The 24,300-nt window shown below is 55.6% G+C and carries 22 protein-coding genes and 1 tRNA gene; 15 read left to right on the forward strand and 8 right to left on the reverse strand.

Annotated features, from left to right (window positions below):
- Positions 1-378: 378 nt before the first annotated feature.
- The gene (alaC, locus tag IMQ56_RS10205) at positions 379-1,614 is read left to right on the forward strand and encodes an alanine transaminase (protein WP_017383460.1); all 1,236 of its coding nucleotides are present in this window, start codon (positions 379-381) and stop codon (positions 1,612-1,614) included.
- A gap of 60 nt (positions 1,615-1,674) precedes the next feature.
- Here the strand turns inward: alaC and ypdK are convergent, their stop codons facing one another.
- Both ypdK and lpxP read right to left on the reverse strand, forming a co-directional pair.
- Positions 1,675-1,746, reverse strand: a complete 72-nt coding sequence (ypdK, locus tag IMQ56_RS10210; RefSeq protein WP_099458937.1) for a membrane protein YpdK — start codon at positions 1,744-1,746, stop codon at positions 1,675-1,677.
- A 358-nt stretch (positions 1,747-2,104) separates the two neighbouring features.
- Entirely contained in the window at positions 2,105-3,025 is a 921-nt protein-coding gene (gene lpxP, locus IMQ56_RS10215) for a kdo(2)-lipid IV(A) palmitoleoyltransferase (RefSeq protein ID WP_026080619.1), read from the reverse strand.
- Positions 3,026-3,293: 268 nt separating this feature from the next.
- Here lpxP and IMQ56_RS10220 point away from each other — a divergent pair, with 268 nt between their 5' ends.
- Positions 3,294-4,673, forward strand: coding sequence for a diguanylate cyclase (locus tag IMQ56_RS10220; RefSeq protein WP_023304167.1), 1,380 nt, complete (start codon positions 3,294-3,296; stop codon positions 4,671-4,673).
- Positions 4,674-4,686: 13 nt separating this feature from the next.
- Here the strand turns inward: IMQ56_RS10220 and IMQ56_RS10225 are convergent.
- Both IMQ56_RS10225 and IMQ56_RS10230 read right to left on the reverse strand, forming a co-directional pair.
- Positions 4,687-4,758 (reverse strand) — tRNA-Arg (locus IMQ56_RS10225).
- A gap of 75 nt (positions 4,759-4,833) precedes the next feature.
- Positions 4,834-5,763, reverse strand: a complete 930-nt coding sequence (locus tag IMQ56_RS10230) for a formate/nitrite transporter family protein (RefSeq protein WP_015572241.1) — start codon at positions 5,761-5,763, stop codon at positions 4,834-4,836.
- A 314-nt stretch (positions 5,764-6,077) separates the two neighbouring features.
- Here IMQ56_RS10230 and mlaA point away from each other — a divergent pair, with 314 nt between their 5' ends.
- Positions 6,078-6,830 carry a phospholipid-binding lipoprotein MlaA gene (mlaA, locus tag IMQ56_RS10235; RefSeq protein ID WP_003861365.1) on the forward strand — a complete coding sequence of 251 codons (753 nt, stop codon included), beginning with the start codon at positions 6,078-6,080 and terminating at the stop codon, positions 6,828-6,830.
- Between the two features lie 44 nt (positions 6,831-6,874).
- On the opposite strand, the gene fadL is transcribed toward mlaA, so the two are convergent.
- The gene (gene fadL / locus IMQ56_RS10240) at positions 6,875-8,158 is read right to left on the reverse strand and encodes a long-chain fatty acid transporter FadL (protein ID WP_017383456.1); all 1,284 of its coding nucleotides are present in this window, start codon (positions 8,156-8,158) and stop codon (positions 6,875-6,877) included.
- Positions 8,159-8,530: 372 nt separating this feature from the next.
- Here fadL and IMQ56_RS10245 point away from each other — a divergent pair, with 372 nt between their 5' ends.
- The 4 genes from IMQ56_RS10245 (at position 8,531) to sixA (ending at position 13,196) form a co-directional block, all read left to right on the forward strand.
- Positions 8,531-8,815 (forward strand): YfcZ/YiiS family protein, encoded by a 285-nt coding sequence (locus tag IMQ56_RS10245; RefSeq protein ID WP_017383455.1) that lies wholly within the window; start codon positions 8,531-8,533, stop codon positions 8,813-8,815.
- A 228-nt stretch (positions 8,816-9,043) separates the two neighbouring features.
- Complete coding sequence (gene fadI / locus IMQ56_RS10250; protein WP_180260655.1) at positions 9,044-10,354, forward strand: acetyl-CoA C-acyltransferase FadI; 1,311 nt, start codon at positions 9,044-9,046, stop codon at positions 10,352-10,354.
- Positions 10,354-12,501 (forward strand): fatty acid oxidation complex subunit alpha FadJ, encoded by a 2,148-nt coding sequence (gene fadJ, locus IMQ56_RS10255; RefSeq protein WP_017692983.1) that lies wholly within the window; start codon positions 10,354-10,356, stop codon positions 12,499-12,501. Before fadI ends, fadJ begins: the two co-directional genes overlap by 1 nt.
- Before the next feature lie 209 nt (positions 12,502-12,710).
- Entirely contained in the window at positions 12,711-13,196 is a 486-nt protein-coding gene (sixA, locus tag IMQ56_RS10260) for a phosphohistidine phosphatase SixA (protein WP_003861375.1), read from the forward strand.
- Between the two features lie 46 nt (positions 13,197-13,242).
- Here the strand turns inward: sixA and smrB are convergent, their stop codons facing one another.
- The gene (gene smrB, locus IMQ56_RS10265; protein WP_017692984.1) at positions 13,243-13,794 is read right to left on the reverse strand and encodes an endonuclease SmrB; all 552 of its coding nucleotides are present in this window, start codon (positions 13,792-13,794) and stop codon (positions 13,243-13,245) included.
- A gap of 145 nt (positions 13,795-13,939) precedes the next feature.
- Between smrB and prmB the strand changes: the two genes are divergently transcribed.
- Genes prmB through IMQ56_RS10295 form a run of 6 tightly spaced genes read left to right on the forward strand, consistent with a single transcriptional unit; the run spans position 13,940 to position 18,491 of the window.
- Positions 13,940-14,872: a 50S ribosomal protein L3 N(5)-glutamine methyltransferase gene (gene prmB, locus IMQ56_RS10270; RefSeq protein WP_003861381.1), complete on the forward strand. Its 933-nt coding sequence runs from the start codon at positions 13,940-13,942 to the stop codon at positions 14,870-14,872.
- Between the two features lie 60 nt (positions 14,873-14,932).
- On the forward strand, positions 14,933-16,018 hold the full coding sequence (gene aroC / locus IMQ56_RS10275; RefSeq protein ID WP_015572247.1) for a chorismate synthase: 1,086 nt from the start codon (positions 14,933-14,935) through the stop codon (positions 16,016-16,018).
- 2 nt (positions 16,019-16,020) lie between these two features.
- A complete protein-coding gene (gene mepA / locus IMQ56_RS10280; RefSeq protein WP_003861385.1) occupies positions 16,021-16,845 on the forward strand; it encodes a penicillin-insensitive murein endopeptidase in 825 nt (274 codons plus the stop codon).
- Entirely contained in the window at positions 16,845-17,654 is an 810-nt protein-coding gene (locus IMQ56_RS10285) for a sulfite exporter TauE/SafE family protein (RefSeq protein WP_003861386.1), read from the forward strand. Before mepA ends, IMQ56_RS10285 begins: the two co-directional genes overlap by 1 nt.
- Positions 17,654-18,199, forward strand: a complete 546-nt coding sequence (locus tag IMQ56_RS10290; protein WP_003861390.1) for an elongation factor P hydroxylase — start codon at positions 17,654-17,656, stop codon at positions 18,197-18,199. The genes IMQ56_RS10285 and IMQ56_RS10290 overlap by 1 nt, the downstream gene beginning before the upstream one ends.
- A 13-nt stretch (positions 18,200-18,212) precedes the next feature.
- Complete coding sequence (locus tag IMQ56_RS10295) at positions 18,213-18,491, forward strand: YfcL family protein (protein WP_017383451.1); 279 nt, start codon at positions 18,213-18,215, stop codon at positions 18,489-18,491.
- A gap of 58 nt (positions 18,492-18,549) precedes the next feature.
- On the opposite strand, the gene mnmC is transcribed toward IMQ56_RS10295, so the two are convergent.
- A complete protein-coding gene (gene mnmC / locus IMQ56_RS10300) occupies positions 18,550-20,547 on the reverse strand; it encodes a bifunctional tRNA (5-methylaminomethyl-2-thiouridine)(34)-methyltransferase MnmD/FAD-dependent 5-carboxymethylaminomethyl-2-thiouridine(34) oxidoreductase MnmC (RefSeq protein ID WP_165746921.1) in 1,998 nt (665 codons plus the stop codon).
- Positions 20,548-20,705: 158 nt separating this feature from the next.
- Between mnmC and fabB the strand changes: the two genes are divergently transcribed.
- Together fabB and IMQ56_RS10310 are read left to right on the forward strand one after the other, a co-directional pair.
- Positions 20,706-21,923, forward strand: a complete 1,218-nt coding sequence (fabB, locus tag IMQ56_RS10305; RefSeq protein ID WP_017383449.1) for a beta-ketoacyl-ACP synthase I — start codon at positions 20,706-20,708, stop codon at positions 21,921-21,923.
- Positions 21,924-21,991: 68 nt separating this feature from the next.
- Positions 21,992-23,170 (forward strand): MFS transporter, encoded by a 1,179-nt coding sequence (locus tag IMQ56_RS10310; RefSeq protein WP_039270236.1) that lies wholly within the window; start codon positions 21,992-21,994, stop codon positions 23,168-23,170.
- 86 nt (positions 23,171-23,256) lie between these two features.
- Here IMQ56_RS10310 and flk read toward each other — a convergent pair whose 3' ends face one another.
- Entirely contained in the window at positions 23,257-24,261 is a 1,005-nt protein-coding gene (flk, locus tag IMQ56_RS10315) for a flagella biosynthesis regulator Flk (RefSeq protein WP_017383447.1), read from the reverse strand.
- Positions 24,262-24,300 lie beyond the last annotated feature (39 nt).

Here is a 24,300-nt window from a genome sequence, read left to right on the forward strand (position 1 = left end):
CTGGGAAAACGGGAAAAATCTATGATAGAAAACATAGGGCCAGATGACCAGCTATCCATCAGATTTATCAAATGGGGAAAAACCATAATTCTCAAAGGGGATTGCTGGCTTTTGACTGAAAGCCGGTGCTTTTCCGTTTGGGGAGAAACGTCAGGTAACGATACTGAGAATATTGTGTTAAATCGTAGCGCTTAAAACTGCCTGTTCGCGATAAGAGTTCCGCTTTTCACTGCAATCACATTCCCGTTTTAGCGCAAAATATTGTTTTGCCGTTATCCTCTCGACAGCGTCTTTTTCTTCAGGTTATTTTCTAAGCACGCCACACAGGTGGCAGCGTCGCTCGGACGGTCCGGGCGCTAACGTGACTCTGAGGAATCTATGGCTGAATTCAGTCCTGAACGCCGTTTTACGCGTATCGATCGTCTCCCCCCTTATGTTTTCAATATCACTGCTGAACTGAAAATGGCTGCGCGTCGGCGCGGCGAAGACATTATCGATTTCAGTATGGGTAACCCTGACGGCCCAACGCCGCCGCACATTGTTGAGAAACTCTGCACGGTTGCCCAGCGTCCCGATACTCATGGATATTCCACCTCACGCGGCATTCCACGCTTACGTCGGGCGATCTCCCGCTGGTATCAGGATCGTTATCAGGTCGATATCGATCCTGAAAGTGAAGCGATTGTGACCATTGGCTCCAAAGAGGGGCTGGCCCACCTGATGCTGGCGACGCTGGATCACGGCGATACCGTACTGGTGCCGAATCCGAGCTACCCGATTCACATCTATGGGGCGGTGATTGCCGGCGCGCAGGTGCGTTCTGTCCCGCTGGTGGAAGGCGTCGACTTCTTTAACGAGCTGGAACGGGCGATTCGTGAAAGCTATCCGAAGCCGAAAATGATGATCCTCGGTTTCCCGTCAAACCCAACAGCACAATGCGTTGAACTCGAATTCTTCGAGAAAGTGGTCGCGCTGGCTAAGCGTTACGACGTGCTGGTGGTACACGATCTCGCCTACGCCGATATCGTTTATGATGGCTGGAAAGCGCCGTCAATTATGCAGGTACCCGGTGCCCGCGATGTGGCGGTTGAGTTTTTCACCCTGTCGAAAAGCTACAACATGGCGGGCTGGCGAATTGGTTTTATGGTGGGAAACAAAACGCTGGTGAGCGCCCTGGCGCGTATTAAAAGCTACCATGACTATGGCACCTTTACGCCGTTACAGGTCGCGGCCATCGCGGCGCTGGAAGGGGATCAGCAATGCGTGCTCGATATTGCCGCTCAGTATAAACGCCGCCGAGATGTGCTGGTAAAAGGGCTTCATGAAGCAGGCTGGATGGTGGAAATGCCTAAAGCCTCTATGTACGTCTGGGCGAAAATTCCTGAGCCGTATGCGGCGATGGGTTCTCTGGAATTTGCCAAAAAACTGCTTCAGGACGCGAAGGTTTGCGTCTCTCCAGGCATTGGCTTTGGTGACTACGGTGACACGCATGTGCGTTTCGCGCTGATTGAAAACAGCGACCGTATCCGTCAGGCAGTGCGGGGCATTAAAAGCATGTTCCGCGCGGATGGCCTGCTTGCAGCGAAGAGCGTTGCGGAACAACCCGAGTCGTAACGGACACCAAAAAAAAAACAGGCGCCAACGGCGCCTGTTTTTTTGACTGCATTTTCTTAACTAGATCATCAGAGCAAACGTTCCGGCCCAAACTAAAACAATAACCGAAATGCCCATAAAGAAATATTTCACGTTTCATCGCTCCGCGTATCTTCCGGTACGCATTAAAAAAACAGAGTCCAACTGAGTATAGAGAGTTGAAATCATGCGAAAGGGGAAATCGGAATTATCCCGTGACGTCGCTAACTTCAGCTCTGAATTCTGTGCTTTCCTGTCGCCAGACGGCGCTAATGTACGCCTAAATTTCAGGAGTGACAAGAGGCATTTTTTTAAATAATTTCCTACACTTACGAGTGTCGTGTAACGGCGACAGTTTGATTTCGGTACGCAATAAATGCCTGTTGAGCGACGGTCGAAAAAGCCGTTACGCACTGCGATTACAGGTGTTTGAAAAGGTTAGTTTCTTAGCGAAACTAACCTTCGGCAGGGGTCAGATATAGAGTGAGGCTTCGCCCAGGGGACGGGTTTTAAAGCGGCGGTGCATCCACAGATACTGCTCAGGTGCACGCATAATCTCAAACTCAATCACCTTATTGATAAAGGTCGCGGCTTCACTCTCATCTTCAGGATAGTTCGCCATCTCTGGGGAGATATGCAGACGATAGCCTGACTTATCCGCTTTTCTGACCATGGTCACCGTCAACATCGCGGCGCCTGAGAGACGTGAAATCACAAAGGTACCGTTCGTCGTAGCGACATCTTTAACCGCAAAGAAAGGGGCAAAACTGCTGCCTTTAGGACCGTAGTCCTGGTCCGGGGCAAACCAGACGGCTTCCCCTTTTTTCAGGGCGCCAACCATACCGCGGAGATTGTTACGGCTGATCATCGCCTTATTTGAACGCATGCGGCCCCGCGTTTGTACCCATTCCATCAGCGCGCTGTTATGCGGGCGATAGGTTGCCATCATTGGCTGACAAAGACCCATAACGCGGCCGCCCAGCTCAAGCGACATAAAATGCACACCCACAACCATCACGCCGCGGTTTTGCATCTGAGCACGTTTCAGGTTATCCAGGCCTTCCACGTCAAACCATTTACGGACACGCTCATCTGGCCAGAACCAGGCCATACCGGTTTCAAGCAGCGCCATACCGATAGATTTAAAGTTTTCCGCAATCAGCGTTTCGCGCTGCTGGGCATTGTAATGCGGAAAGCAAAGTTCGAGATTTTTTCGGGCAATGGATTCACGGCGCTTAAGAAAGTAACGCGATGCGCTGCCGAGCTTAGAACCCAGGAAACGGATCACGGGATATGGAAGTTGAACCAGCAGCCAAAGCACGCCAAGGCCGAACCATGTAAACCAGTAGCGCGGGTGCAGAAACGCCCGCTGAAATTTGGATTGAGACAAAATAGTGGAACCTATGTGAAGCCTGTGAAGGTAGCGCAGACTTCGCGATACCACGTGCCATTGAGACCATAGGACGAGGTCATGGTTGCAGGCTTTACCGTTCTTTACGACGTTGCCTGGCCATTGCTGACTTGGGTGGGCGGCATAATGTAGCACCGTTATACATTATGAGCTATCACTCGTTTTTGTTTAAAAAAGCGGCAATTGCGGAGTGGTTTGATTTTGCTATTGTTAAATCTGCGTTCCCGCATGTCTCCTGAAGGTGCAGACCATGGAAACCTACCTGCAAACGGTGAAAGAAGAGTGGGTGAAGCTGATTAATGAAACCGATCCCGATGTGCATCGGCTTGCGACTGAGCTTGCCAGGGATAATGCAATGCCACTGGTCGCTGAATTCTATCGTGTTGTGCTGGCAGATCCATCGGCAGCTGAATTCCTGACCACCGAACAGGTGGAGAGGCAGCTTCAGGAGGCGCTTCGTCGCTGGCTTATTGATGTGCTCTCATGCCGTGTGGAGCAGGTTGAAGAGCAGATGCGGGCGCAGCAGCGCGCTGCGGATGTTCATGCCCGTATTGGTATTTCGGTTGATTTAGTTGAAATGGGCTTCCGTGTTCTGAAAAAGCTGCTGTTACCTGTCATTACTACCAGCGCCCATTCGCCTGAGGTGAAGCTGCATATTTATCACTACGCGATAAACAGTATCGATCTGGCCATGGAAGTGATGTCGCGGGCCTATGTATTTAGCGAGAACAATGCGGCGAAAGAGGACGAAAATTATCGCATCTTTTCCTTAATGGAGAACGCAGAAGAGGAGAAGGAGAGACAGACCGCGGCGCTGCTGTCATGGGAAATGGTGCTTCTGTATAAGATCACGCTTAATTCCAGTATCGGCAACAGTCTGCCGCTGGGGCAGTCTGAATTTGGACTGTGGTTTAGCCATAAAGGTCGGCACTATTTCAGCGGCATCGCTGAGGCCGGTCATATCTCTCGTCTGATTCAGGAATTCGATGACCTTTTTAACGAGGTCCGTCTTGCAGGGCAGGGTCTGAGTGATAAAGCGCAGCGGGATAAATTCTTGCAGCGAATGCGTAATACCCTCTCGCAAATCATCACGCTTTTGCGCGAACTGTTTGACGAAGTGTCGCGACACGAGGTGGGGGTTGATGTCCTGACCCGCCTGTTGAATCGCCGTTTCCTGCCAACCATCTTCAAACGCGAAATCCTGCACGCCACCCGGGCGGGAACAAAGCTCTCGACGCTGCTGATTGACGTCGACAAATTTAAACAAATCAACGATACCTGGGGGCACAATACCGGGGACGAGATCCTGCGAAAAGTCTCCGGCGCGTTCTACGACAACGTGCGAACCTGTGATTACGTTTTTCGCTACGGCGGCGATGAATTTCTGATTGTGCTAACGGAAATCTCAGAGGTGGACGCGCTGCGAATTGCCGAGCGTATCCGCAGGCGGGTGGAAAAAATCAAGGTTAACTCCCCAACCGGCGATATTATCCCGCTCTCCCTCTCGATAGGCGTTGCGATGTTCAACGGGCATCCCGATTACGAGCGATTGATTCAGGCGGCGGATGAAGCCTTATACGGCGCGAAACGGCGTGGCCGAAACTGCGTGGAGCTTTGGAAGGGGGCGTAAGGAAAGACAGAAGTGTCCCCTGCAGGAATCGAACCTGCAACTAGCCCTTAGGAGGGGCTCGTTATATCCATTTAACTAAGGGGACGAAGCGGCAAGAGTATAGCGTTATTTACACTTTTCGTTAAGCGCATTGCCGCCTGACTGGTCAAAGAGTCACCGTTCACGCCGATTTTTCGGCAGTTTTATCCTTTTTTTCCTGAGCCTTAAGCTCGGCCTTACGCTTGTTGGACATGTCGTTACGGATTTGCGCATGGCTCAGCAGCGCAAAGATAAAGGTCCCGCCACAAATGTTGCCTGCTAGGGTAGGCAGGGCGAACGGCCAGAAAAAGTCGCTCCAGTGGAGTGTGCCGTTAAATACCAGATAAAGGATTTCAACAGTTCCGACAACAATGTGTGTGGTATCGGCGAGTGCGATAAGCCAGGTCATCAGGATAATTACCACGATTTTCGCGCTACCCGCTGACGGGAACATCCAGACCATAGTGGCGATGATCCAGCCGGAAATTATGGCATTAGAGAACATTTCAACCGGCGTGTTTTTCATCACATCCATGCCAATTTTCACAAATGCGTCGCGGGTCGGTTCATCAAATATTGGCATATACTCGAATGCCCAGGCGGCTATGCCCGTACCGATCAGGTTCCCCAGCAGCACGACGCTCCACAGGCGCATCAGTAAACCGAAATTACCGAGGGTCGGATTTTGCATGACGGGCAGTACGGCAGTGACGGTATTCTCCGTAAAAAGCTGCTGTCGCGCCATAATGACGATAATAAAGCCGAACGTGTAGCCTAAATTTTCAAGCAAAAACCCGCCCGGTACGCCTTCCAGCTGAACGTGAAATATCCCTTTGGCGAGCAGAGAGGCACCCATCGACAGACCGGCTGCAATGGCTGACCACAGCAGGGCCATCGCGTCGCGCTCCATCTCTTTTTCCCCGTCCTGGCGAATATGCTCATGAATAGCCATGGCGCGCGACGGCAGGCGCTCTTCATCGACTTCTATCTCTTCTCCCCGGTCTTTCTCCTCGCTTTCAATCTCATGTTCCTCTTTGCTTTCACCAATTTTCTCTTCGCTAATGTCTTTCATAACAGCTCCTTCGGGGTAATTGCTCATTTAAGCGTAGCGGCTTTTAGCGCTTTCCCCGTGGGGATGCTCTTAAATTGCTGAAAATGGCAATAAAGGTGAGACATCTCTTTCAAAGCCAATATAAAATTGCCAGCGAAACGAATTCCGAAAGACAGGCTATGCTGAAATTAGCGTGATGACGCGAGCGGGTCGACATTGTCCTCGTAGACATCGGTAAGCGTGCTGTTACAATCACTTGCACGTTTCAGGCGGAGCATCACCGGCTCCGTCACAGATGGCATTCAACGATAGCCATATTGAACAGGGAGAAATTTATGAAGCTTCGGCTGTCGGCGCTTGCGCTGGGCGTAACAATGCTTGTGGGCTGCGCCAGCTCTGGCGAGCAAACGGGACGCTCCGATCCTCTCGAAGGATTTAACCGTTCAATGTACAGCTTTAACTATAATGTGCTGGATCCATATCTGGTTCGTCCGGTTGCCGTGGCATGGCGTGACTATGTTCCGCAGCCGGCGCGTAACGGGCTGAGCAACTTTACCAGTAACCTGGAAGAGCCAGCGGTTATGGTCAACTACTTCCTTCAGGGCGACCCGTATCAGGGGATGGTGCATTTCACCCGCTTCTTCCTGAACTCCCTGCTGGGTATGGGCGGCTTAATTGATGTCGCAGGCATGGCGAACCCGAAATTACAGCGTGAACAGCCGCACCGTTTCGGCAGCACGCTGGGTCATTATGGCGTAGGTTATGGTCCGTATGTGCACCTGCCATTCTACGGCAGCTTTACCGTGCGTGATGATGGCGGCGACATGGTGGATACGCTGTATCCTGTACTGTCATGGCTCACCTGGCCGCTGTCGATTGGTAAATGGACCGTGGAAGGAATTGAAACGCGTGCGCAACTGCTGGATTCTGATGGTCTGCTGCGTCAGTCTTCCGATCCGTACATCATGGTCCGCGAGGCCTACTTCCAGAACCATGATTTTATTGCCAACGGCGGTAAGCTGAAGCCGGAAGATAATCCGAACGCGAAAGCCATCGAGAACGAATTAAAAGATATCGATTCGGAATAAATAAAAAAGGTGAGCAATGCTCACCTTTTTTAATCGTGTTGGGATTAGAACGCGTAGTTGAAGTTGGTACCAAACAGCCAGGCTTTACCTTCAGAGGAAAACTCGTACGGGCCTTCCTGGAAGGTCACCTTCTGGCCATGCATGTACGACACGCCCGCGTCGATAGAGGCATTCTCGTTGAACGCGTAGGTTGCCCCCGCACTCACCCAGAAACGGTCCTGATCCGGAATGGAGATAGAACGTTTATCGGCCGGTACCGGGCTGTCATCAAATGCCACGCCGGTACGGAACGTCCAGTTGTCATCCATATAATAGGTCGTACCAAGCGCGATACGGTAAGCATCGTGGAAGCTTTCGTCTTTATAGAACAGCGTCTGGCCGTTGCTGCCGGTGGCTTTAAGCTCCTCGAACTGGCTCCAGCTGGTATACGCGAGGCTGTAGTGAATTGCCCACTGCGGCGCAACGCGGTTATAACCTGACACTTCCCACATTTCTGGCAGATGCAGCGACAGTGAACCCGGTACGGTTTGATTCGAGGTACCCCATGGAATGGTGGTGCCCGCGCCTGGGACCATACCGTTGACTGGGCTCAGGATGCCGCTTTTGTAATCGCCATCGAAATCAATTTTCACTTCTGAGCGATAGGTCAGACCCCAGCGGTTGTTTTTATCCAGTTCATACAGGATACCGGCGTTCCAGCCGTAACCCCATTCATCACCTTTCAGGCTGGCAATTTTATTGCTGTTTTTCGGCAGTGCAGCAGTTTGCTCCCCGGAGTAACGCTCGATTTTTGCATCGGCGTAGACAGCATCAAAGCCCAGACCAAAGCTCCAGTTATCGTTCAGACGATATGCGCCGCTCAGGTTGAGGTTCAGGGTCGTCAGGTCGGTTTTACCGCCGTATTCCCCGGCCGGATAGTTGTTATTGAACTCCGTTGCCAGGCCATAGTTAGAGGTGACAGAGGCACCCCAACCAAACTGTTCATTGATTGGCGCAACAAAGTGCAGGTTAGGCACCCACGCGGTCGGCGCAATGTTATCCGCCTTCAGATCTGCGCCGGTGAACTGAGATTTGCCAGAAATATTGACATCAGGATCGATGTAAACCGCACCGGCAGAGAAGGTAGGGCGATCAAACATCATGATCAGTGCCGGGTTACGACTCGCGTTGCCTGCGTCATCGGCAATCGCACCTTCCCCGGAATACGCACGGCCAAGGCCAGAGGAAGAAAATTCGTTTAACTGGAAGCCCGCTGACCAGGCGGACGTTGAGACGATTGCCACTGCAACTGCTAAAGCAGTTTGTTTGAACAGGGTTTTCTGGCTCATGACCATAACCTCATTGAGTTATTTTTATTCAATAATTGTTACATACCGTAACAGGAGCGCGAAGTGTAGGGTCTGAGGTATGACTTACAAATCAGACCAGTGGCGAGAGTATAGGTCTGACCAGCTGGGATGTTGCAAGTTTGTTTATTAATATTTTCAGATATGTTTCTTGAAACGAGATCTGGTTGGCAAAATTGTGACCAGTGCGATTCCTCTGAAAAGGGGAATTTTGTTTTAGATCATTTTTTAGTGTGATATTGCTCACTTATCCGATTTTGCGCCATTAACGGCTGGAGGGGGCTCGTCCGGGGGCGTAAAATAGACGCATCGTGTTTATCTCGCGCCCTGCGCGAATACAGAGGAAATTGAGCTATGAGTAAATGCAGTGCTGATGAAACCCCGGTTTGCTGCTGTATGGATGTTGGCACCATTATGGACAACACCGATTGCACCGCCTCTTACAGCCGCGTATTCCCTAACCGCGCTGAAGCGGAAGAGACGCTGGCCGCGCTGAGCCAGCGCGCGCGTGAAGTCGAATCCGATCCGTGTGAAATCAAATCCACCTTCACGGAAGTGGAAGGCGGCGTGCGGCTGGATATCGACTTTGTGTTCGCCTGCGAAGCAGAAACGCTGATCTTCCAGCTGGGCCTGCGTTAATACTTTTTGCACGGGCCTACGATCGTGTAGGCCGGGTAAGGCAACGCCGCAACCCGGCAACAAATCTCACAAATGCCTCTGCCATGCAGGGGCATTTTCTTTTTCTTCTCTGTGCCTTAGCTCGCAATTTTTCGCTTCCCCGATTGGCTCAATGTAAAAAAATAGTTAAGACTATTATCAGGTCAGACCACTTAATGTGTGCGCAAAATTTTTTTACAGGGGAGTGTTATGAGTCAGGCATTACCGCTTATCACCCGACACGGTGACCGCATTGCCATTGTCAGCGGGTTACGTACGCCGTTTGCGCGTCAGGCAACCGCGTTTCACGGTATACCGGCTGTCGATCTGGGAAAAATGGTGGTGGGGGAGATGCTGGCTCGCAGCGAGATCCCGCCAGAGGTTATTGAGCAACTGGTTTTCGGCCAGGTGGTGCAAATGCCGGAAGCGCCCAATATCGCACGTGAAATCGTGCTGGGCACCGGCATGAATGTTCACACCGACGCATACAGCGTCAGCCGCGCCTGCGCCACCAGTTTCCAGGCGGTGGCGAACGTGGCGGAAAGCCTGATGGCGGGGACCATTCGCGCGGGGATCGCCGGCGGCGCGGATTCCTCATCCGTGCTGCCCATCGGTGTTAGCAAACAGCTGGCCCGCATCCTCGTGGATGCCAACAAAGCCCGGACCACCGGTGCGAAGCTCAAACTCTTCTCGCGTTTACGTCTGCGCGACCTCATGCCCGTGCCACCTGCCGTTGCTGAATACTCCACCGGCCTGCGTATGGGCGACACTGCCGAGCAGATGGCAAAAACCTACGGTATTACCCGCGAACAGCAGGATGCACTGGCGCATCGCTCGCATCAGCTGGCAGCGAAAGCCTGGTCGGAGGGCAAACTGACCAACGAAGTGATGACCGCCTATGTGCCGCCTTACCGCGAACCGCTCGCGGAAGATAACAACATTCGCGGCACCTCCACGCTGGCGGATTATGCGAAGCTGCGCCCGGCCTTTGACCGTAAACACGGTACGGTAACCGCAGCTAACAGTACGCCACTGACGGATGGTGCCGCCGCCGTGATCCTGATGACCGAATCCCGGGCAAAAGAGCTTGGCATCACACCGCTGGGCTATTTGCGTAGCTACGCCTTTACCGCCATTGATGTCTGGCAGGACATGCTGCTCGGTCCGGCCTGGTCCACGCCGCTGGCGCTGGACCGCGCAGGGCTGACGCTCTCCGATCTCACGCTGATTGATATGCATGAAGCCTTTGCCGCACAAACGCTGGCAAACGTGCAGCTTATGGCGAGCGAACGTTTTGCCCGCGACGTGCTGGGCCGTACGCATGCCACAGGCGAAGTGGATCAGAGTAAATTCAACGTGCTGGGTGGCTCTATTGCCTACGGTCATCCGTTTGCGGCGACCGGCGCGAGAATGATAACCCAGACCTTGCACGAGCTGCGTCGCCGCGGCGGCGGTTTTGGTCTCGTTACCGCCTGTGCGGCGGGCGGCCTGGGTGCAGCAATGGTTCTGGAGGCTGAATAATGGAAACGACATCTGCATTTAACCTGGCTGTTCGCCTTGATAACGTGGCTGTTATCACCATTGATGTACCCGACGAAAAGATGAACACCCTGAAGGCCGAGTTCGGCGTTCAGGTGCGTGCGATGCTCAGACAGATCCGTGAAAACAAAGCGATACGTGGCCTGGTATTTATCTCGGCAAAGCCGGATAACTTTATTGCCGGGGCCGATATCAACATGATCGCCCGGGCGAAAAGCGCTCAGGAAGCAGAGGACCTGGCGCGTCAGGGGCAGCAGGTCATGGCGGAGATCCATGCGCTGTCGATACCCGTTGTTGCTGCGATCCACGGGGCCTGCCTGGGCGGTGGGCTTGAGCTGGCGCTGGCCTGTCACAGCCGCATTTGTACCGACGATGCGAAAACCGTACTCGGACTGCCGGAGGTACAGCTTGGATTGCTGCCCGGTTCAGGTGGCACGCAGCGCCTGCCGCGTCTGGTGGGCGTCAGTACGGCGCTGGAGATGATTTTAACCGGTAAACAGCTGCGCGCCCGTCAGGCGTTAAAGGCGGGTCTGGTTGATGAGGTCGTTCCGCACGCCATCTTGCTTGAAGCCGCCGTTGAGCGGGCGCTGAAAGGTCGTCAGGCGAAACGCCCCCTGCCGGTGCGCGAGCGTATCCTCGCCGGGCCGCTGGGGCGCACGCTGCTGTTCAATATGGTGGGTAAAAAAACCGAGCAAAAAACCAAAGGGAACTATCCGGCAGCGACGCGCATTCTGAAGGTGATTGAAACCGGTTTATCGCAGGGCAGCAGCAGCGGTTATGCTGCGGAAGCGAAAGCCTTTGGCGAGCTGGCGATGACGCCGCAGTCGCAGGCGCTGCGCGGCATTTTCTTTGCCAGCACGGAGGTTAAAAAAGATCCGGGCAGTGAAGCTGAACCGGCTCCGCTGCGCGCCGTTGGCGTTCTGGGTGGTGGGCTGATGGGCGGCGGCATTGCATTTGTCACCGCCAGCAAAGGCAAATTGCCCGTACGTATCAAAGATATCAATCCTAAAGGTATCAACCACGCGTTGCAGTACAGCTGGCAGAACCTTGATCGCAAAGTGAAGCGCCGCCATATCAAGGCCAGTGAGCGTGATAAAACCCTCGCGATGATCACTGGCGCCACCGACTACAGTGGGTTTGCACACCGCGATCTGGTGATTGAAGCCGTGTTCGAAGATCTGGCCCTTAAGCAGCAGATGGTGGCGGACGTTGAACAGCATTGCGCGCCGCACACCATTTTCGCATCAAACACCTCGTCTTTGCCGATCGGCGACATCGCGGCGAAAGCCGTGCGCCCGGAGCAGGTGATAGGGCTGCACTATTTCAGCCCTGTCGAAAAAATGCCGCTGGTGGAGGTTATCCCGCATGCCACAACCAGCCCGCAAACTATTGCCACCGTGGTGAAACTGGCGAAAAAACAGGGCAAAACCCCGATTGTGGTCGCGGACAAAGCCGGCTTCTACGTCAACCGCATTCTGGCGCCGTACATTAACGAAGCGATGCGGTTGCTGACGGAAGGGGAGAAAATTGAGCACGTCGATGACGCCCTGGTGAAGTTTGGCTTCCCCGTCGGCCCAATCCAACTTTTGGATGAGGTAGGAATTGATACGGGGACTAAGATTATCCCTGTGCTGGAAGCGGCTTATGGCGATCGTTTTGCGCCGCCTGCAAACTTTGTTTCTGCAATTTTGAAGGACGATCGCAAAGGCAGAAAAAATGAACGCGGTTTCTATCTTTACGCCGCGAAAGGGCGTAAAAGCAAGAAACAGGTCGACCCTTCAGTTTATACGCTTATTCCTGTCACGGGTCAGGGAAAACTGTCGGCGGTTCAGTGTGCTGAGCGCTGCGTGATGATGATGCTCAATGAAGCGGCGCGCTGCTTTGGTGAGCAGGTGATCAAAAGCGCGCGCGACGGCGACATCGGCGCCGTGTTTGGTATCGGTTTTCCGCCATTCCTTGGCGGCCCGTTCCGGTATATGGATACCCTCGGGGCGGGTGAAGTGGTTGCGATCCTGCAACGTCTGGCCTCGCAATACGGTCCACGGTTTACACCTTGTGACGAATTATTGCAGATGGCGGAATGGGGTCAGACATTCTGGCCCGCAAGGGAAACTGATTGCGTAAACTGAAGTCAAAGAAGGGTAAATCCTGAGGTGATGGAACCTGTTCTGGCGAAATTGTAAACAGAGATTGACTATACTTACGCCATTGAGGTAAAAAACAGCGTTTCATTCACCGAATGGATCAGGCACAATGCCCGGCCATCGGGTTTTCTACCTCAGAGCATTAATCGCGGGTAGTTAACGCCGGTGATTCTGGTTAACAAAAGCGGTGCAATATGCAAGTTTTTATCATGCGTCACGGCGACGCGGCACTCGATGCCGCCAGTGACTCAGTACGTCCTTTAACCGTCTGTGGCTGCGACGAATCCCGTCAGATGGCGACATGGCTTAAAGGTCAAAAAGTGGACATTGAACGCGTTCTGGTGAGTCCGTTCCTGCGGGCAGAACAGACGCTGGATGTGGTAGGAGAGTGTATGAACCTGCCATCCAGTGTGGATGTTCTCCCTGAACTCACGCCGTGTGGCGATGTTGGCCTTGTCAGTGCTTACCTTCAGGCGCTGTGCAATGAAGGTGTCGCTTCCGCACTGGTCATTTCCCACCTGCCGCTGGTCGGCTATCTGGTATCTGAGCTGTGCCCGGGCGAAACGCCACCGATGTTCACAACGTCCGCCATTGCCAACGTCACCCTCGACGAAACCGGCAAAGGGGTCTTTAACTGGCAAATGAGTCCGTGCAACCTGAAGATGGCAAAAGCCATCTGACGTGACGTGCGATATGGCGGGGTGCAGCGTGCCTCCCGCCATCCTGTCAGGGCAATTCTGGCGGCTGCCACTCCTCGACCTCAATCAATACCAGCAATGCGGCATCTCCGCCGTACTCTTTTGGCGCCTGATGAAAAGCCATCACGTATGGATGCTGAGCCAGCCACAGCGGTGTCTGTTGCTTAAGAATATGTTTGCCGTGGCCGTGCATCACGCAGGCGCAAAAAACATGCTCGCGACGACATGCCGCGATCAACGCCCCCAGCTCCTGTTTCGCCTGCATCTGGGTCAACCCATGCAGATCGAGGAACAGCTCCGGCGAGTAATCTCCCCGGCGTAATTTTTTCAGTTCAAAATGGCTGACGTCTTCGCGCACGTATTTCACCGCACCCTGCGTATTTAGCAGCGGCTGAAACTCATCTGAAAAATAGTGGCTGTTATCGGCCTGCTCCTGGAGCAACCGTTTGACCGGTACCTCGCTGACTTTTTTACGCTGCGGGCGATGGACAATGGTGTCGTGCGTGATTTGACGCGTCCCGGTCATCAGCTGGCGGAAGAGAGCCTGATCCTCCTCGCTGAGCGATGTTTTCTTTTTCATTCGTCATTCTCATCTCGTATTTCCGATAGTGTACCCGACTAAACGCATTTTTTAACCTCAAGCGGTACGCGTCATTGCTGATTTATCGCCGTCTTCATGGCAAACTAGCCGCCGAAAATTATGCGAGCATGCCCTGGAGGAAAGAGTGGATAAAATTTTTGTCGATGAAGCAGTAAACGAGCTGCATACCATACAGGACATGTTGCGCTGGTCGGTTAGCCGCTTCAGCGCCGCCAATATCTGGTACGGACACGGTACCGACAACCCGTGGGATGAGGCCGTGCAGCTGGTGCTGCCGTCTCTCTACCTGCCGCTGGATATTCCGGAAGACATGCGCACCGCGCGCCTGACCTCCAGTGAAAAACACCGCATCGTTGAGCGCGTGATCCGTCGCGTAAACGAGCGCATTCCGGTGGCTTACCTGACCAACAAAGCCTGGTTCTGCGGCCACGAATTCTATGTTGATGAGCGCGTGCTGGTGCCGCGTTCGCCGATTGGCGAGCTGATCAACAACCATTTTGACGGCCTGATTAACCATCAGCCGCAGCACATTCTTGATATGTGCACCGGCAGCGGCTGCATCGCCATTGCCTGCGCGTACGCCTTCCCGGAAGCGGAAGTGGACGCCGTCGATATCTCCACCGACGCGCTGGCCGTCACCGAACACAACATTGAAGAGCACGGGCTGATTCATCACGTCACGCCTATCCGCTCTGACCTGTTCCGCGACCTGCCGACGCTGCAATACGACCTGATCGTCACCAATCCGCCGTACGTGGATGCAGAAGATATGTCCGACCTGCCGAACGAGTATCGTCACGAGCCGGAGCTGGGCCTGGCGTCAGGCTCTGACGGGCTGAAGCTGACCCGCCGCATCCTGGCCTGCGCGCCGGATTATCTGACCGACGACGGCGTTCTGATTTGTGAAGTAGGCAACAGCATGGTACATCTGATAGAGCAGTACCCGGATGTGCCGTTCACCTGGCTTGAGTTCGACAACGGCGGTGACGGCGTCTTTATGCTGACCAAGGCGCAACTGCTTGATGCACGCGAATACTTCAGCATTTACAAAGATTAATCCAGCGGGCTTCGGCCCGTTTCACAACGCTCAAACACAAACAACAACATCGGAGCCGTGATGGCAGGAAACAGTATTGGACAGGTATTCCGTGTGACCACCTTTGGCGAGTCGCACGGTCTGGCACTGGGTTGTATCGTTGATGGCGTCCCGCCAGGCATCGAACTGACCGAAGCCGATTTACAGCATGACCTTGACCGTCGTCGTCCGGGTACCTCTCGCTACACCACGCAGCGTCGCGAGCCGGACCAGGTCAAAATTCTCTCCGGCGTATTTGAAGGCCGTACCACAGGAACCAGCATTGGCCTGCTGATTGAAAACACCGATCAGCGTTCTCAGGACTACGGCGCGATTAAGGACGTTTTCCGTCCTGGTCACGCCGACTATACCTACGAACAAAAATATGGCTTTCGCGACTATCGCGGCGGCGGACGTTCTTCCGCGCGTGAAACCGCGATGCGCGTGGCGGCAGGGGCAATTGCCAAAAAATATCTCCAGCAGAAATTCGGCATCGTTATCCGCGGCTGTCTGTCCCAGATGGGCGACATTCCGCTGGCAATCAAAGACTGGGATCAAGTAGAGCTCAACCCGTTCTTCTGCGCCGATGCCGACAAGCTGGACGCGCTGGATGAGCTGATGCGTGGCCTGAAAAAAGAGGGCGACTCCATTGGTGCGAAAGTCACCGTGGTGGCCGACGGCGTGCCGGCTGGCTGGGGCGAGCCGGTATTTGACCGCCTTGACGCCGATATCGCCCACGCGCTGATGAGCATCAACGCGGTGAAAGGCGTTGAAATCGGCGACGGTTTTGACGTGGTCAAGCTTCGCGGCAGCCAGAACCGCGACGAAATCACGAAGGCGGGTTTCCAGAGCAACCATGCGGGCGGCATTCTGGGTGGCATCAGCAGCGGGCAGCAAATTATTGCCAATATTGCGCTGAAGCCAACGTCCAGCATTACCGTCCCGGGCCACACGATTAACCGCGCTGGCGATGAAGTTGAGATGATCACCAAAGGGCGTCACGATCCGTGCGTGGGGATCCGCGCGGTGCCGATCGCAGAAGCGATGCTGGCGATCGTGCTGATGGATCACTTCCTGCGCCAGCGCGCGCAGAATGCGGATGTGACGACCACCATTCCACGCTGGTAACTATGAAAAAAACCGCAATCGCTCTGCTGGCGCTGCTGGCCAGTGGAGCAAGCCTGGCCGCTACGCCGTGGCAGAAAATCACCCACCCGGTAGCGGGGAGCGCGCAGTCCATTGGCGCTTTCTCCAACGGGTGTATCGTCGGCGCGCAGGAACTTCCGCTGCAATCGGATACCTATCAGGTGATGCGCACCGACCAGCGCCGTTATTTCGGCCATCCTGACCTGGTGCTGTTTATTCAGCGTCTTGGCAACCAGGTGCATAACCTGGGGCTGGGGACGATGCTGATTGGCGATATGGGGATGCCTGCCGGTGGTCGCTTCAACGGCGGTCACGCCAGCCACCAGACCGGACTGGATGTGGATATCTTCCTGCAATTGCCGAAAACGCGCTGGAGCTCAGCGCAGCTGCTGAAACCGCAGGCGCTGGATCTGGTCTCGGCCGACGGTAAACGGGTCGTCGCCTCGCGCTGGTCGCCGGAAATTTCCAGCATGATTAAGCTGGCGGCAGAGGATAACGACGTCACGCGGATCTTTGTTAATCCGGCCATCAAGCAGCAGCTTTGCCTGGATGCGGGAACGGATCGCGACTGGTTGCGTAAAGTGCGCCCTTGGTTCCAGCACCGGGCGCATATGCATGTTCGCCTGCGCTGTCCGGCGAACAGCCTGGAATGTGAAGATCAGCCGCTGCCACCGCCTGGCGATGGTTGTGGTTACGAACTGCAAAGCTGGTTTGAACCAGCCAAGCCTGGAACCTCTAAGCCTGAGAAGAAGACACCGCCTCCGTTGCCGCCTTCCTGCCAGGCGCTACTGGATGAGCATGTACTTTAATGGATAATTTCGTCGATCTGTTCATGGTGTCACCGCTACTGCTGGCGGTGCTCTTTTTTGTTGCGATGTTAGCCGGATTTATCGATGCCCTGGCGGGCGGCGGCGGGTTGCTCACCGTTCCGGCGCTGCTGGCGGCAGGCATGAGCCCTGCCCAGGCGCTTGCCACCAACAAACTCCAGGCGTGTGGCGGTTCGCTCTCCTCGTCGCTCTATTTCATTCGCCGCAAAGTGGTGAATCTCGCCGATCAGAAGCTCAATATCCTGATGACGTTTATTGGCTCAACGGCGGGCGCACTGCTGGTCCAGCACGTACAGTCCGACATTCTGCGCCAGATCCTGCCGCTGCTGGTTATCTGTATTGGCCTCTATTTCTTACTCATGCCAAAGCTCGGGGAAGAAGATCGACAGCGTCGTCTTCACGGCCTGCCGTTTGCGCTGATTGCCGGTGGCTGCGTCGGTTTTTACGATGGCTTCTTTGGCCCGGGGGCAGGCTCGTTTTACGCGCTGGCATTCGTGACGCTGGCCGGATTCAACCTCGCCAAATCCACCGCCCACGCCAAAGTCCTCAACGCGACCTCCAACGTTGGCGGTCTGCTGCTGTTTATCATTGGCGGCAAGGTTATATGGGCAACCGGGTTTGTGATGATGGCAGGGCAGTTTTTGGGCGCGCGCGCAGGCTCGCGTCTGGTATTAAGCAAAGGACAAAAGCTGATCCGCCCGATGATTGTTGTCGTCTCGGCGGTGATGAGCGCCAAACTTCTTTATGACAGCCATGGACAGGAGATCCTCACCTGGTTGGGGATGAACTAATGAACAGTACGCATAACTACGAACAGCTGATTGAGATCTTCGATAGCTGTTTCGCTGATGATTTTAATACCCGTCTGATTAAAGGCGACGACGAACCGATCTATCTTCCAGCTGATGACGAGGTTCCGTATAACCGCATCATCTTTGCCCACGGCTTTTACGCCAGCGGTTTGCACGAAATTTCGCACTGGTGTATCGCCGGGAAAGCGCGTCGCGAGCTGGTGGACTTTGGTTACTGGTACTGCCCGGACGGGCGCGACGCCGCCACCCAGGGGCAGTTCGAAGATGTGGAGGTGAAACCTCAGGCGCTGGAATGGCTGTTCTGCGTAGCGGCGGGTTTCCCGTTCAACGTAAGCTGTGACAATCTCGAAGGCGACTTCGAGCCAGACCGTATCGTCTTCCAGCGCCGCGTTCATGCGCAGGTGATGGAATATCTTGAGAAAGGCATCCCGGCACGTCCGGCACGCCTGATCGAGGCTTTACAGAATTATTACCACACGCCGGAGATCACGGCGGAATGCTTCCCGTGGCCGGAAGATCTTTAACAGAGGAAAGAAGATGATCGCAGAATTTGAATCACGCATTCTGGCGTTAATTGATGACATGGTGGAACACGCCAGTGATGATGAGCTGTTCGCCAGCGGTTATCTGCGTGGTCACCTGACGCTGGCGGTAGCCGCGCTGGAAGCCGGGGACGATCACTCTGCCGACGCCGTTCACGCGGAAGTCACTCGCAGCCTGGAAAAAGCCATTCTGGCCGGGGAACTCTCTCCGCGCGACCAGTCTTTAGTGCTGGGCATGTGGGACAATTTGTTCCAGCAGGCGAAAGCGAAGTAAGTGTATCACCGCCCTCTCCCACAGGGAGAGGGCGGGGGTGAGGGCACCAGACCGCACCCTACTTGACCATTTTCCCCTTCAGCAATTTCCGCACCCACAGTCGGTTTGGATTCAACCCCGCGAGCGTAACCCTGTCCAGCGGAACCGGCTCGTCGCTCATTTGCGCGGCTAACGCTTCAGCCAGCAGCGGCGCGGAGCACAATCCCCGCGAGCCTAAGCCACCCAGCATAAACAGCTCGGGATGAACGGGCGCGCTTACCGCCGTTTCTTTGTTGTCAGCAAGATCCTGATAGACTTCAAGCGTGGCGTCATAGTCCGGCACGTTTCCCGCCATCGGCAGGTGATCGCGGGTCGCGCAGCGTACGCCGCAGCGCGCCTGACCCTCACTGACATCCACCTCTTTTGCCCACGACGCATCCGGGAAACAGTCGAGCAGGCGCTGGCGGTTTTGCTGCTGATCCGCTTCGCTGTACTGCATATCTGTTTCACCGCGATGGTAGCTGGCACCGATGCAGTGATGGCCGTTGGACGGATTTTGCGGCGTCAGGTAGCCGTCGTAACACAGCACCTGACGCAGTTTGCTCAGTTGGGGGGCGGCAGGAATATGGCTCACCTGGCCGCCGACCGGATAAACCGGCAATGATGCTGTCTGGGTAAACTTGCTGATATGATGCCCGTTGGCCAGCACAACGCTGGCATGCTGCGCCTCTTTGCCGTCAGCGAAACGCAGTTTCCAGTGCGCAGTGCGGCTTAGCGATTGAACCTTATGGGCATAATGCACTGTCAACCCACGCGACTGCCCGAGGGCTACCGCCGCAGAAGTCAGTTCAGCCGGACACAGCCAGCCGCCGAGTGGATACTGAATGCCCCCGCAGCCGGTGTCGACGCCAGTGGTCTCTGCAACCTGCTGTGCCGTCACTGCATGGGCGATGGCCTCCGGCAGACCCAGCGACAGCATTTGTGTGATTTTCTGCTGGCTCTTCTCGTCCCAGCCGAGCTGCGTCACGCCGCACCAGTTGTGGTCGAACGCAACCGGCAGGCTATCGTAAAGGCGGCGAGCAAACGTAAACGCCGCCGGGAAGAACTGGAACAGTGCCGGATCGTGTGAACTTAATAAGGGATAAAGCGCGCCCTGACGGTTGCCTGATGCGCCCGTCGCCGGCGCCTCGTCAGCGCAGTAGAGCGTCACCTGCCAGCCACGGTGCAGCAGCGCCAGCGAGAGCAGGGCGCTGGCGATACCCCCGCCCACAATGGCGACCTCACGCGAGGTGCTGGCGCGACGGGCAAACCAGGGGTCCTGCGCCGGGATCGCCAGATCCTGTTCCATCACCCCGACCAGCATGTCGCGTTTGCGGCCAAAGCCTTTGGTTTTCCGCATGGTAAACCCCGCCTCCTGCAACCCACGGCGAACAAATCCCGCCGAGGTGAAGGTAGCAAGCGTCGCGCCCGGGCGCGCCAGACGTGCCATGGCGCTGAACAGGTGCGGGCTCCACATGTCCGGGTTTTTGGCGGGCGCAAAACCATCCAGGAACCAGGCGTCCACCTTCTGATTCATTGAGTCATCAAGCTTATCGGTCAGGTCGTTAATGTCGCCCAGCCACAGGTCGAGGGTGACGCGTCCGTCGTCCAGAATCAGACGATGACAGCCACCGATAGCCGGAGGCCACTGGGCCTGAAGCTGTTCCGCCCAGTGGGTAAGCTCCGGCCAGCGCTGATGGGCAAGCCGCAGATCGTGCGCGGTAAGCGGAAATTTTTCGAAACTGATGAAATGTAATCTTTGTAAGGTAGCCTCGGGGTGTGCAGTGCGAAACTGGTCGAACGCCTGCCAGAGGGTCAGAAAATTCAGCCCGGTGCCGAAACCGCTCTCCGCTACGACAAACAGGCTGCGCGGATGCTCAGGGAAGCGGGTGCTGAGATGATTTCCTTCGAGGAAAACATAGCGCGTCTCTTCCAGTCCGTTATCATTAGAAAAGTAGACGTCATCAAAATCTCGGGAAACAGGTGTACCCTCAGCGTTGAATTCGAGGTTGGCAGGTTGTATGGCGTTTTGTTTCACGTAAGTTACTCGTCCGACAGGCAGTGGCACGATCTTAGCGATGTGAGCCCATCGGTGCAAATTTCCACAGAAAATGGCTGATCGGACTTGTTCGGCGTACAAGTGTACGCTATTGTGCGACTCGAAACTTTTTATAGTGCGACTTACAGAGGTATTGAATGAAACGTGCAGTGATTACTGGCCTGGGCATCGTTTCCAGCATCGGTAATAACCAGCAGGAAGTCCTGGCATCTCTGCGTGAAGGACGCTCCGGGATCACTTTCTCTGAAGAGTTTAAAGATTCTGGAATGCGTAGCCACGTATGGGGTAACGTTAAACTGGACACCACCGGTTTAATTGACCGTAAAGTGGTTCGTTTCATGAACGATGCCTCTATCTACGCCTATCTTTCCATGCAGGAAGCGATCAAGGATTCTGGTCTGAGCGAAGACGCTTACCAGAACAACCCACGCGTGGGCCTGATTGCAGGCTCCGGCGGTTCCTCTAAAGCTCAGGTGTTCGGTGCTGACGCCATGCGCAGCCCGCGCGGCCTGAAAGCGGTCGGTCCATATGTTGTGACCAAAGCCATGGGGTCAGCGGTTTCCGCGTGCCTGGCAACGCCGTTCAAAATCCACGGTGTGAACTACTCCATCAGCTCTGCATGTGCGACCTCCGCACACTGTATCGGTAATGCGGTTGAGCAGATCCAGCTGGGCAAACAGGACATCGTATTTGCTGGCGGCGGCGAAGAGCTGGGCTGGGAAATGGCCTGTGAGTTCGACGCGATGGGCGCACTGTCCACCAAATACAACGAAACGCCAGACAAAGCGTCCCGTACTTATGACGCACACCGCGACGGTTTTGTTATCGCTGGCGGCGGCGGTATGGTTGTGGTTGAAGAGCTGGAACACGCGCTGGCGCGTGGCGCGCACATCTATGCTGAGATCGTGGGCTACGGCGCAACGTCTGACGGCGCTGACATGGTTGCTCCATCTGGTGAAGGCGCGGTGCGCTGCATGAAGATGGCGATGCACGGTGTTGATACTCCAATCGACTACCTGAACTCCCACGGCACCTCAACGCCGGTAGGCGACGTGAAAGAGCTGGGTGCGATTCGTGAAGTGTTCGGCGACAATAGCCCGGCTATCTCTGCAACCAAAGCCATGACCGGTCACTCTCTGGGAGCGGCGGGCGTGCAGGAAGCGATCTACTCTCTGCTGATGCTGGAAAACGGCTTTATCGCGCCAAGCATCAACATCGAAGAGATGGACGAGCAGGCGGCTGGCCTGAACATCGTGACCGAAACCACCGAACGTGAGCTGACGACCGTTATGTCCAACAGCTTCGGTTTCGGCGGCACCAACGCCACGCTGGTGATGCGTAAGCTGAAAGCGTAAGCGTTTGAAGGTATAGTAGAAGGGAGCCGCGCGGCTCCCTTTTTTTATGCCTGAACACGGAGTTATGCATGAAGGCTGTTACCCCTGAGAAGAGCGCTCCTTCCGGGAACCTTTCCCTTTTCCGCATCGCCTTTGCGGTGTTTCTGACCTATATGACCGTTGGCCTGCCGCTGCCGGTGATCCCCTTGTTCGTTCACCAGGAGCTGGGCTATGGCAACACCATGGTCGGCATTGCGGTGGGCATTCAGTTTTTAGCGACGGTATTAACCCGGGGCTACGCCGGTCGCCTGGCGGATCAGCACGGCGCAAAACGCTCGGCGTTGCAGGGCATGTTTGCCTGCGGGCTGGCGGGGGGAGCCTGGCTGCTGGCGGCGCTGTTGCCGATAGATGCAGCGTATAAATTCGCGCTGCTGGTGGCAGGGCGCCTGATCCTCGGCTTTGGCGAAAGCCAGCTGCTGACCGGCACCCTGACCTGGGGAATGGGGCTGGTGGGGCCTGCGCGTTCCGGAAAAGTGATGTCCTGGAACGGAATGGCGATTTACGGCGCGCTGGCGGCAGGCGCTCCACTGGGGCTGCTGATCCACAGCCAGTTTGGTTTTGCGGCGCTGGCAGGCACCACCATGGTATTGCCGCTGCTGGCGTGGGCGTTTAACGGTTCGGTACGTAAGGTGCCCGCCCATAAAGGCGAGCGTCCTTCGCTGTGGAGCGTGGTGGGGCAAATCTGGCAGCCGGGGCTTGGGCTGGCGCTTCAGGGGGTGGGCTTCGCGGTTATTGGTACCTTTGTCTCCCTCTATTTCATGAGCCGCGGCTGGGCGATGGCGGGCTTTACGCTGACGGCCTTTGGCGGCGCGTTTGTATTGATGCGCGTGCTGTTTGGCTGGATGCCGGATCGCTTTGGCGGCGTGAAGGTGGCCGTGGCGTCACTTGTCATTGAGACCATGGGTCTGGTACTGCTCTGGCAGGCGCCCTCTGCATCCGTTGCGCTGCTGGGTGCGGCGTTAACCGGCTGCGGCTGCTCGCTGATCTTCCCGGCGCTGGGCGTTGAAGTGGTGAAGCGCGTCGCTCCGCAGGTGCGCGGCACGGCGCTGGGCGGCTATGCGGCGTTTCAGGATATCTCATACGGCATCACCGGGCCGCTCGCGGGGCTGCTTGCAACGTCGTTTGGCTATCCTTCCGTCTTCCTGGCCGGTGCGGTGTCAGCGGTGGTGGGAATTGTGGTGACGCTGGTGGCGTTTCGCAGGTCGTAGTTTTTGCCCGGTGGCGGCTACGCCTTACCGGGCCTACTGTTCGAGCCGTTGTAGGCCCGGTAAGCGAAGCGCCACCGGGCAAATCCTCACGCAACCAGCCAGAAAATCGCCAGCGCAATCACCAACGCGATAAACATCAATCCCGGACGGGCAGAAAGCGTTTTGAACGTATCAACTACGGGGGCAAACAGCGGGTTGTAGATCGGCTGAATGTTTCTTACCTCCGGCACGCCGCCTTCCCGCTCGGCGCGGCGAATGAAGATCTGATTGAGCACATCCTGCACCTGCGCGGTGGTCAGCACCGTTTGCGGCGTAGCCTGCCAGCTCTGCTGAGCGTAATCCCGAATCATATCGAACTCGTGCGGTTCCAGCGGTTGTTTCAGCGCCGCCTGTACGCTGTGCAGGGTCGGGGCGCTCTGGGTGCTGAGCGTCTGACGCGCCTGGAGCCAGGTGACCAGATGGGTAAACTGTTTTGCCGGGATCATCTCGCCCGCTTTCACACCGGAAAGTTCCAGCATGGATTGCCAGATAAGCTTTGTGGGTTCGCCGGTAGCGGCAGCCAGTTTAGTGACCATCTGCTTGAGCGTATTATGCTCCGCAGGCTGCAATGGCCGTTCTGTAGACGGGCGCTGTTGCGGCTGCGGGATAGAAAGCTGATTGCTTTGCAGCAGGGTCAACACGGTTTTCAGCTGTTCTTGCGAAAGCTGGCTCAGGGCGGTATGACCGTACTGTTGACGGATAAAATCACTCACCGCCTGGCGATTATTCCCCTGGCCCAACAGCTCGGTCAGCTGCGAGATAATCTGGCGGGTAGTATGTTGCTGCTGTGCGCTTGTAAGACGCTGGTTCAGGTTTTGTTCGGCGGCAGGAAAATGGCGCGACTGTAGCGGCGCATCGTTTCTGACGCCCAAATCGTGCTTAACGCCGGCCCATACCTCTGCGTTTTGCTGTGAGGTTAACGCAATAAGACGCGTGATCAGACGCTCCAGTACGGTGCGTTGCTGCGTGGAGAGCGGTTGTTCGCCTGGCGTGTTGGGCGTAACGGGGCCTTCACCCGGAGGGCGCGGAGGCGTACCTGAAATGGGCTGCATCGTCAAAATCCTTAAAGTCAAACTCTGCGTAACCGGGCG

It is taken from the genome of Enterobacter sp. Res13-Sevr-PEC09-46 (assembly GCF_015672585.1).
Classification (GTDB): Bacteria; Pseudomonadota; Gammaproteobacteria; order Enterobacterales; family Enterobacteriaceae; genus Enterobacter; species Enterobacter hormaechei_C.